This is a genomic window from Burkholderia sp. HI2714 (assembly GCF_002223085.1).
Taxonomy (GTDB): Bacteria; Pseudomonadota; Gammaproteobacteria; order Burkholderiales; family Burkholderiaceae; genus Burkholderia; species Burkholderia lata_D.
The window spans coordinates 73,921-83,269 of record NZ_NKFM01000041.1; the positions used below are offsets into that span (position 1 = coordinate 73,921).

Annotated in this window: 9 protein-coding genes; 3 read left to right on the plus strand and 6 right to left on the minus strand. The window is 67.1% G+C overall.

Annotated elements, in window-relative coordinates:
• Positions 1 to 17 precede the first annotated feature (17 nt).
• Together CFB82_RS22495 and CFB82_RS22500 are read right to left on the minus strand one after the other, a co-directional pair.
• Complete coding sequence (locus CFB82_RS22495; RefSeq protein ID WP_089485337.1) at positions 18 to 398, minus strand: hypothetical protein; 381 nt, start codon at positions 396 to 398, stop codon at positions 18 to 20.
• Between the two features lie 26 nt (positions 399 to 424).
• Positions 425 to 874, minus strand: coding sequence for a DUF805 domain-containing protein (locus CFB82_RS22500; protein WP_089485338.1), 450 nt, complete (start codon positions 872 to 874; stop codon positions 425 to 427).
• Positions 875 to 1,105: 231 nt separating this feature from the next.
• On the opposite strand from CFB82_RS22500, the gene CFB82_RS22505 reads away from it, so the two are divergent.
• Together CFB82_RS22505 and CFB82_RS22510 are read left to right on the plus strand one after the other, a co-directional pair.
• On the plus strand, positions 1,106 to 1,549 hold the full coding sequence (locus CFB82_RS22505) for a GNAT family N-acetyltransferase (RefSeq protein ID WP_089427041.1): 444 nt from the start codon (positions 1,106 to 1,108) through the stop codon (positions 1,547 to 1,549).
• Between the two features lie 57 nt (positions 1,550 to 1,606).
• Positions 1,607 to 1,825, plus strand: coding sequence for a DUF1653 domain-containing protein (locus CFB82_RS22510; RefSeq protein ID WP_006480837.1), 219 nt, complete (start codon positions 1,607 to 1,609; stop codon positions 1,823 to 1,825).
• Positions 1,826 to 1,876: 51 nt separating this feature from the next.
• Here the strand turns inward: CFB82_RS22510 and CFB82_RS22515 are convergent, their stop codons facing one another.
• Positions 1,877 to 3,091 carry a winged helix-turn-helix domain-containing protein gene (locus CFB82_RS22515; RefSeq protein ID WP_089485339.1) on the minus strand — a complete coding sequence of 405 codons (1,215 nt, stop codon included), beginning with the start codon at positions 3,089 to 3,091 and terminating at the stop codon, positions 1,877 to 1,879.
• A gap of 383 nt (positions 3,092 to 3,474) precedes the next feature.
• Entirely contained in the window at positions 3,475 to 4,863 is a 1,389-nt protein-coding gene (locus CFB82_RS22520; RefSeq protein WP_089485340.1) for an MFS transporter, read from the minus strand.
• 318 nt (positions 4,864 to 5,181) lie between these two features.
• On the opposite strand from CFB82_RS22520, the gene treA reads away from it, so the two are divergent.
• Positions 5,182 to 6,933, plus strand: coding sequence for an alpha,alpha-trehalase TreA (treA, locus tag CFB82_RS22525; protein ID WP_089485341.1), 1,752 nt, complete (start codon positions 5,182 to 5,184; stop codon positions 6,931 to 6,933).
• Positions 6,934 to 7,033: 100 nt separating this feature from the next.
• On the opposite strand, the gene CFB82_RS22530 is transcribed toward treA, so the two are convergent.
• Positions 7,034 to 8,515, minus strand: a complete 1,482-nt coding sequence (locus CFB82_RS22530; RefSeq protein ID WP_089485342.1) for a carbohydrate porin — start codon at positions 8,513 to 8,515, stop codon at positions 7,034 to 7,036.
• A 116-nt stretch (positions 8,516 to 8,631) separates the two neighbouring features.
• Complete coding sequence (locus tag CFB82_RS22535) at positions 8,632 to 8,901, minus strand: hypothetical protein (RefSeq protein ID WP_089485343.1); 270 nt, start codon at positions 8,899 to 8,901, stop codon at positions 8,632 to 8,634.
• Positions 8,902 to 9,349 lie beyond the last annotated feature (448 nt).

Genomic DNA, 9,349 nt, shown 5'->3' on the forward strand with positions numbered 1-9,349 from the left:
GATATGTCTGCGACGCGTCACCACAGACGCCACCACGGACGTCTTTGCGCAGGTACGGTGGTCCGCTCGTGCGGATCGAAATGCCAATCGGTCGGCAGCCGATAGACGGTGCCGTTGTCATCCTGAACGGTTGCGTCGAGATCGGCCGCGATCTTCAGCATCTTGTGATAGAGCGCGGTATCGGGCCATTTGGTCATGATGTTGCCGGCGTGCCAGTCGAGCCACGGTTCGTCGTGCGCGGATGGGCCGCTCCACTGCGCATGATGCGCGCCGAATTCGGGGCGAAGTTCGAGTTCCGGATCGGCCTGTACATAGGCGAGCCACGTTTCGGCGGAGATGGCCGCGTCTTCGTTTTCAGCCCAGAAGTCTGCTCGCGTGATGTGGAATTCGACGCCCATGTCGATGTGCTCCGGTCGTGTGTTGCTCAGATCGCGCCGGCGAGCAGCGCGTGACGCATGTGGAGATAGACGCCGAGAGCCCACGGCGATACACCGATCGCGACGCCGAACAGCATCAGCGCGGCGGCCGTTTTCAGCAGGCCGGACGGCGCGGGCGCTGCTCCGAAGTCGTTGGCCCAGCGCGGCCCCGACAGGAAGCACAGTAGCGGCAGCACGATGACGGCGATCAGCGGGAAGGCCAGCACCTTTACGGCCCAACCCGGAATATTGAGGTCACGCAGGCGCCGGGCCGATGCGCCGTAGAAAACGATACCGACAGCGGTGCCCGACGTGGACACGAGCGTATTGAGCCCGGCAAGACCGAGATTGCCCTTCGCGGCGAAACCGACACATGCGAGGGCGACGAGTAGCGACCACGCGATGATCACGGAGGACATGCAGATCAGGTAGCTGCCGGCACCGAGTCGACGGTTCATGAGCGAGGGGCATGCGGAGTTCGGAATGCGCGCACGATACCAGATGTGCGGTGCTGCGGCTCGGCCGCTGCCGTTGAAGCGTTGCAATGCAGGTCGCGCGTTGCAGGCGCCGTGAGCCGGACGAGTGGAGGCCTGTCGTCAGGGGAGTCGATAGGTACCGCCGCTTGTCGCCCCTCGCGCCGCGCGGTATCGTCAGCGTCTCGTCTTCCACCACCCCAACCGGAGACCGACGTGCCCGCTGCCACCCCCGCCACGCTGAGATTTTCCACCGACAAGCGCGAACTCGACGTCGACGCGATCTTCGACTTCCTGCATCGCGACGCGTACTGGTCGCAGGGCATTCCGCGCGACGTGGTCGAGCGGGCGATCGAGGGCTCGCTGTGTTTCGGCGCCTACGTGGGCGACCGGCTCGTCGGGTTCGCGCGGCTCGTGACCGATCACGCGACGTTCGCGTACCTGTGCGACGTGTTCGTGCTGCCGGCCGAGCGCGGCAACGGCTACGGCCGCGCGCTGATCGACCATGTGTTTGCACAGGAGATGGTGCAGGGCCTGCGCCGCATCATGCTCGTGACGTCCGATGCGCACGCGCTGTACCGGCCGGTCGGCTTCGAGCCGTGCGCGAATCCCGAACGGATGATGGAGATCCGCCGCCCGGACATCTACGCGAAACGCTGACGCGTGGCGCAGCGCATACAATATGCGCTTTCCGTTTTTGCCGAAGAGAAGCCCATCATGACCGAACAGGAAGCCGAACAGCTCGCGACGCATCGCCATTACAAGGGCGGGCTGTATCGCTACATCGGCGTTGCCCGCCATTCCGAGACCGAGGAATCGGTGGTCGTGTACGAACACCTGTGGCCGCATGCGCGCGGGCTGTGGGTACGGCCGGAAGCGATGTTCAACGGAAACCTCGAAGACGGCACGCCGCGTTTCCGCAAGCTGCGCGACTGATCGACGGCGGGCGGCGCGTGCCGCCGCCGTGACGGCCGGCTGCGTGGACGTCTACGCGCCGGTCAGCGCCTTCACCAGCTCCGGCGGGGCCTGCTGCCCGACCGTGACCTCCGGCGTGCCGTGCCATGCCGCGAGCTTCTTCACCGCCTTCGCGACATCGGCTGCGAGCCCCGTGCCGACCCGCACGCCGGGCTCGACATGCACGGCCTTCAGTTCGAACGTGCCGAGCGTGCGATGCGCCTTCGCGTCGATGCGCCCGACCAGCCGCCCGCGATGCAGCACCGGCAGGCAGAAATAGCCGTAACGCCGCTTGTGCCCGGGCGTATAGCATTCGATCGTGTAGTCGAACCCGAACAGCGTCGACGCACGCCGCCGGTCCCATACCACCGGATCGAACGGCGACAGCAGCGTCGTGACCGTCGAGCGCAGCGTGTCGGCCTCCGCGGCCGGCAGCAACGCTTCGAGCGAGCGATGCACGTAGGCCGGCTCCTTCCAGTCGTCGATTGCCACCGGGATCAGGTCGCCCGCGTCCGCGAGCCGCTCGAGCTCCGCGCGGTAGGACCGGCGCGGCAGCCGATAGTAGTCGGCTACCCAGTCCGCGCGTACGACGCCGAGCGCCCGGCACGTGTAGTCGAGCAGCGCGGGCAGCACGGCGCTGCGCGGCGGCAGGTCGCGCGTGTCGTCCCAGTCGGGCAGCACGCGCTCGCGCACGTCGTACACGCGCTGGAAATTGCGGCGTTCCGACACCATCAGGTCGCCCGTCGTGAACAGCACTTCCAGGTGCCGCTTCTCGGGCTTGCGATCCCACCAGCCGTTGCCTTTCACGCCATCCTCGCGGGCGAAATCGGCCGACCGTACCGGGCCCTCGGCGCGAATCCGCGCGAGCAGCCGCTCGATGTCGGGACGATTCTGCTCATGCCACTCGGCGGCGTACTTCCAGCCCATTCCCGACGGATCGAGCATCTTGTAGCGCATCAGGCCGAACTGCTCGACCGGCAGGAAGCACGCTTCGTGCGACCAGTATTCGAACAGGCGCGCCTCGGCGAGATGTTCGTCGAGCCACTGCGGCGCGAAATCGCCGAGACGGCTGAACAGCACGAGATACGGGCTGCGCGCGACGACGTGAATGGTATCGATCTGCAACTGCGCCATCCGGCGGATCGTGTCGAGCACGTCGGATTTGGTTGCCTTGCGGCGGGGCGGCGTCAGCAGGCCTTGCGCGGCGAGATGCAGCGCGCGGGCGGCGGCGGTCGAGAGCGTAAGCATCGGAAGGGCGGCCGGGAGTGATGGTCGGGAACCACTTTAGCGCGAAAGCGGCGCGCGCGTGCGACGTGCCGATGCACCGTGTCTGACAATGGTTGACAGATGCGTTGCGCAAGTTTCCCTATAGTGCAGTTCATGGCGCAACGATAAACACGCGCAACGCTTTTGCTTCCGACGCACATATGTCCATGGCACGCAGGAAGCGAATCCGGGATTCTCAACCCCCATCGGGAGACCCGGAGCCCTGAGCGGACATCCATGCGGCTGTGCACCGGCCCCGTGTGGATGTCCGCTGATTTTTTTTGTATTTCCGATTTGCTTCGCGGGCGGTCTTTCCCTGTTGCCCGTTCCGCCCCTCTCGTGATGTCCCGCTGTCTGCCCGATGGCTATTGCCGCTTGCCGCGCGCGACTTCGTCGCCGGCGCCGGGCGGCAGCCGCCGCGTGATCGGAATCGACGCGAACGAGCACAGCCCGACGACGAGAAACGCGGGCCAGAAATCCGACCACATCATCTTCTGATGGCCCTGCAGCCAGTGCGAAATGTGCAGCACGAGGCCGGCGACCGTCACGCCGAGGCCGAGCGACATCTGCTGCACGACGCTGCCGAGGCTCGTCGCGCGGCCCGCGTCGCGCGGCGAGATGTCCGCGTAGATCATCGAGTTCAGGCTCGTGAACTGCAGCGCGGGGAAGATGCCGCCGACGAGCACGATCAGCCAGATCGCCCAGGTCGCCATGCCGGGATGGAACACGCCGTAGGCGGCGATCGCGAGCCCCGCGAAGGCCGCGTTGTAGATCAGCACCGTGCGGAAGCCGAAGCGGCGCAGCGTATGAGTGGCCGTCGAGCGGCTCATTGCGCCGCCGAACGCGGACGCGCACGTGATGAGCCCCGAATGGAACGCGCTCATGCCGAGCCCTTCCTGCAGCGCGAGCGGCAGCAGGAACGGCACCGCGCCGAGGCCGATACGGAACAGCGACCCGCCGACGACGCTTGCGTGATACGTCGGGATCTTGAGGAAGCTGAGGTCGAGCACCGGGCGCTCCTTGCGGCGCGCATACGGTACGTACAGCGCGAGCAGGACGGTGCCGGTCACGCACATGACGAGCGCGTTCGAGCGTGACGTGAGCGAGCCGTCGATCAGCGTGAGGCCCATCAGCAGCAGCGCGGCGCCGCTGGCCGACAGCAGGAAGCCGAACCAGTCGAGCGGGCCCGGATCGGGCTCGCGCGTGTTCGCGATGTGCTTGCTGGCGAGGTAGATCCCGTAGATGCCGATCGGCACGTTGATGAAGAAGATCATCCGCCAGTGCAGGTAGGTCGTGATGAAGCCGCCGACGAGCGGCCCGACCGTGGGCCCGAACAGCGCGGGAATCGCGAGGTAGTTCATCGCGCGCACGAGATCCGAGCGCGGCACGGCGCGGAAGATGATGATGCGGCCGACGGGCACCATCATCGCGCCGCCCACGCCCTGGATGAAGCGCGCGAACGTGAGCACGCCGAGAGAACTGGATGCCGCGCACATCAGCGAGCCGACGACGAAGATGCCGATCGCGGTGCGGAATACGGAGCGTGCGCTGAAGCGGTCGGCCAGCCAGCCGCAGATCGGAATGAACACGCCGAGCCCGACCACGTAGGCCGTGATCGCAATGTTCAACGTGACGGGGCTGTGCCCGAAGTCCCTCGCCATCGCGGGGAGGGCGGTGACGATGATGTTCGCGTCGACGCTTTCCATGAACAACGCACAGGCAACGATGAGCGGTGCTAGAAAGACGGGCGACATGGGCTGGGCGCGCGGTAAAGACGCCATTATGCCCACAATGTGACCGTTGAGTCACGTATGACAACAGTTGTTCCGCATGTTGCAACAGTCGTCCTGGTTGGCGGCGGCGTGGAAAGAACGACTGCGCGATGCGGCCGCGCGCGCCCGGGCTGCGCGAGTCGCGCGAATCGAAACTTGCTTGATGTGCACGTTTCGTGCGACAGTCGGAGCCACTCGCACCACAAAACGACGCGCATCGATCGAAGGCCATCGAGACGAGCGCGCGCGCGAACGAGACCTCGTGCCGACCCACTCACCATCGAAAGGAGGGGACACGTCATGACGTCACGTCGTGCCGCATCGATCGCATCGCGCTTCTCGAGCCGCTTCACAAGTCGCTTTTCCGCCCGACTCTCATCGCCTCTCGCGCCACCCGCGCCGCGTCTTCGCTGGGCCGCCGCACTGGCCATCGCGTATCTCGCCGTCGCCGGCTGCGCCGCGCAGGCCGACAACGCGAACCAGGCCGCCGCGCAGGCGGCTGCCCAGTCGGCACCGCCGGCAACCGCTGCAATGGCCGCCCCCGCGTCGGGCACGCTGCTGCCGCCGCCGAGCCAGCTCTACGGCGACCTGTTCGTCGCGGTGCAGACCGCGCAGATCTACCCCGACCAGAAGACCTTCGTCGACGCGACGCCCGATGGCGATCCCGCGACGATCGTGCAGTTGTATCAGCAACAGAAATCGCAGCCGGGCTTCTCGCTGAAGGCGTTCGTCGCCCAGCATTTCACGCCGCCGCCGGAAGGCGGCGTGACGCCGCCGCCGAACCAGACGCTGCGCCAGCACATCGACTGGCTGTGGCCGCAGCTCACGCGCACGAGCACGACGGTGCCGCCCTACAGCTCGCTGATCCCGCTGCCGAAGCCGTATGTCGTGCCCGGCGGCCGCTTCCGCGAGGGCTACTACTGGGACACCTATTTCACGATGCTCGGGCTGCAGGTGTCGGGCCGCGAGGATCTCGTCGACAACATGCTCGACAACTTCGCCCATCTGATCGACACGATCGGGCACATCCCGAACGGCAACCGCACGTACTACGCGAGCCGCTCGCAGCCGCCGTTCTTCGCATACATGGTCACGCTCGCCGCGCAGGCCGAAGGCGACAAGGTCTATCAGAAATACCTGCCGGCACTGCGCAAGGAACATGCGTACTGGATGCAGGGCGAAGCCACGACGCCGCGCGGGCAGGCCACGCGCCATGTGGTCGCGATGCCCGACGGCGCGGTGCTGAACCGCTACTGGGACGCGAGCGATACGCCGCGCGACGAGTCGTATCTCGAGGACGTGACGACCGCGAAGTCGGTGCCGGCGCGTCCGGCGAACGAGGTCTACCGCGACCTGCGCGCGGGCGCCGAAAGCGGCTGGGACTACAGCTCGCGCTGGTTCGGCGACGGCAAGACGCTCGCGACGATCCGCACGACGTCGATCGTGCCGGTCGACCTGAACAGCCTGATGTTCCATCTCGAGACGACGATCGTGAAGGGCTGCGCGGTCACGCGCGACGTTGCGTGCGTGACCGATTTTTCCGCGCGCGCGGCGCGGCGGGCGGCCGCGATCAACCGCTATCTGTGGAACCGCCGCGGCTACTACGGCGACTACGACTGGCAGCAGCGCAAGCCGCGCGACGCGGTGACGGCCGCGGCGTTGTATCCAATGTTCGCGGGCGTGGCGTGGCCCGAGCGCGCGAAGGCGACCGCACGCGAGGTGCGCAAGACGCTGCTGCAGCCGGGCGGCCTCGCGACGACCACCGAGAACACCGGGCAGCAGTGGGATGCGCCGAACGGCTGGGCGCCGTTGCAGTGGATCGCGATCGACGGGCTGCGCCGCTATGGCGAACCGGCGCTTGCGAAGGACATCGGCACGCGCTTCCTGTCCGACGTGAAGCATGTGTATGCGACCGAAGGCAAGCTCGTCGAGAAGTACGTGGTCGAAGGCGCCGGCACGGGCGGCGGCGGGGGCGGTGAATATCCGCTGCAGGACGGTTTCGGCTGGACCAACGGCGTCACGCTGAAACTGCTCGGGCTGTACGGCGAGTGACGCGCGGCGCGGGCCGCGCGCGGCTGTGGCAGGAGAACGCACGGGCCGGACTGTCGCGCAAGCGGCCGTCCGGCCCGGGTTTGCTTCAGGCCTGCCTGCGTTAGAACGTGATCGTCGTGCGCACGCCGACCACCGTTTCGTCGCCGATGCGCGCACCGGCCGCGTTCGGGTTCGGGATGCCGCCGCCCGGACGGAAGAAGTGCTGCAGGTCGGCCTGCAGCTGCCACCACGGCGTGACCTGGTACTGGTACGTCGCTTCGACGACCGTTTCCGCGCGGCGTACCGGGTAGCCGGGCGTCGTATAGACCCCGGTGTCGCCGTCGAGGCCGCGTGCATGCGAGCCGATCTTCGCATAGCCGACCGCGATGCCCGCGACGTCGTTGTCGCGTCCCTTGAACGGCGCCTTCAGCGTCACGCCCGCGTTGGCCGCGAAATCGACGATGTTGCGATCGCCCGGCGCGCCCATCACACGTGCGAACACGCCGACCGAGCGGGGGCTGTCGGCCGACGGCCGCCACACCATCTGGTCCGCGACCGCATAGAACCCGTAGTTGCCGCGATGGGTGGCGGCGATGCCGTTGCTCTCCGGATTCGCGAGCGACAGGCCGTCGGTGCCGTATCGCGGGTCGTTCGCATGCTGCGACTGATACCAGAAGCCGAGCTTGTACGTGCCCGGCAGGCCGGCCGGTTGCGGCGTCTTCGGATCGGCGGGCGGTGCGTTCAGCGCGTACTGCACTTCGCCGATCACGAATGCGCCGCTGCGCAGGTTGAAGTTGGTGCCGTGCGCGTTCAGCACCTGCGCATCGCCGTCGCTGCGGCCGGCCGGGTTGCCGTCGAATACGCCGACCATCGCGGTCCACGCATCGGACGGCTTCACGCGCAGCCGCACGCCGAGCGACGACAGCGGATACGCGGGGCCGCCGGCCGGCAGATCGGTCGACGGCAGCACGGGCCAGCCGAACGTGGCGTTCATGAACGTCGCCGCGTTCTGGCTCACCATGAATTCCTGGTCGACGCTCTGCTGGCCGACCTTCACGTCGACCTTGCCGTCGAGCAGCGACTGCTGATACCAGAGCTCCCACAGGCGCGTGGTCGCATTCGCCTCGATGCCGGTCGCGGTCTGCAGCGTCTGCAGATAGCGCTGCGTGAGGTTGGTGCCGTGAATCTGCAGCGCCGACACGTTGAACGTGCCGCCCGGCAGACCGACCGCCTTGCCCGTGTCGACGTTGAACCCGAATTGCGTGAGCCCCTGGTACGCGCCGCCGCGATGCGTGCCGCCCGACGTGTTGTACAGGTACTCGCTGGTTTCCTGCAGGCTCAGCGTGATGCCGTGATCGCCGAGCACGTCGCGCAGGCCGCCCATGTTGCCGAGCAGGTTCGAGCGTTCCCAGAAGCCGGTGGGCGCGGCAGCATCGGCAGCCTGTTGTGCGGGCGCGGCGGCGTCGCTGGCGCCGGCCGCCGGTTCGGGCGCGGCGGGTGACGCCGCTTGCGCGAACGCGGGCGTGGCGGCGAGCGACAGCAGCAGCGTGGCGAGCGCATTGACGCGGAGCTTGCGCGGGACGGGTTCCAGGTAGTTCTTCATGTGGGTTCCGTTAGCGGTTTGATTAGTTAGCTGAAGAAACGAAAACGGGATGCGTGGCGAGACGAGACGGTCGCGCGGCGGCGCCTGGCGCGTGGCGCCGCTGCGCGACGGGGGCGTTACGGCAGCCAGCCGCCGACGCGCCACACCTGCGTGAAGCCGAGGCGCGACGCGGCCGAGCACAGCAGCGCGACGAGCGCGACCGCGGCCGCCATCACGGCGAACAGCAGGCAGTCGAGCGGGCGCGGCGCCGCCGGCACGTGGGCGAGCGCCGTGCCGCGCCAGTTGCTGAGCGCGTGGGCGAGTGGCGAGAGGCCGGATACGAATGAGCGGTCGCATGCGAGATGCACGATGCGCTTGAGTCTGACCGCGAACGATTGAAGAAACATGACGCTGCCTCCGTCCGGTCCGGCTCGGGCCGGACGACGTGATCGAGCGCGGGCGCGTGACGCGGCCTGCGATCGGAGGGTGGAACGTAATGGAGCGTGCAACGGACGAACCGGCGATGGCCGGCCCGGAAGGAAGCGCGCTAACCCGACGAATGCGAGCTAGCGGCGTAAGACATGCGTCTGGCTGCTATCTCGCGATGGCTTGGCCGGCCTGGACCGGCATCGAACTGCAACTAGAGCATGTGTCCACGGAGGGACTCCCTTGATGAATTGCGGCGGATTGTATTCGCGTCGTTTGCTGCAGCGCAAGTAAAAAACGCATACTGACCAGTTCATCAAATAGTGCGTAATATTCAAGCGGCGTAACGGACATGTTTCTCGTTGAACAGGTTACGAATCACGTGAGGTTCCTTCTGGCGACGATGCAAATGGCTCCGGACATGCCGGA

Excerpts from the sequence above, each read along its gene's own strand:
- CFB82_RS22495 (WP_089485337.1), bottom strand. The coding sequence starts at position 398 with ATGGGCGTCGAATTCCACATCACGCGAGCAGACTTCTGGGCTGAAAAC.
- CFB82_RS22500 (WP_089485338.1), bottom strand. The coding sequence starts at position 874 with ATGAACCGTCGACTCGGTGCCGGCAGCTACCTGATCTGCATGTCCTCC.
- CFB82_RS22510 (WP_006480837.1), top strand. The coding sequence starts at position 1,607 with ATGACCGAACAGGAAGCCGAACAGCTCGCGACGCATCGCCATTACAAG.
- CFB82_RS22515 (WP_089485339.1), bottom strand. The coding sequence starts at position 3,091 with ATGCTTACGCTCTCGACCGCCGCCGCCCGCGCGCTGCATCTCGCCGCG.
- CFB82_RS22520 (WP_089485340.1), bottom strand. The coding sequence starts at position 4,863 with ATGTCGCCCGTCTTTCTAGCACCGCTCATCGTTGCCTGTGCGTTGTTC.
- treA (WP_089485341.1), top strand. The coding sequence starts at position 5,182 with ATGACGTCACGTCGTGCCGCATCGATCGCATCGCGCTTCTCGAGCCGC.
- CFB82_RS22530 (WP_089485342.1), bottom strand. The coding sequence starts at position 8,515 with ATGAAGAACTACCTGGAACCCGTCCCGCGCAAGCTCCGCGTCAATGCG.
- CFB82_RS22535 (WP_089485343.1), bottom strand. The coding sequence starts at position 8,901 with ATGTTTCTTCAATCGTTCGCGGTCAGACTCAAGCGCATCGTGCATCTC.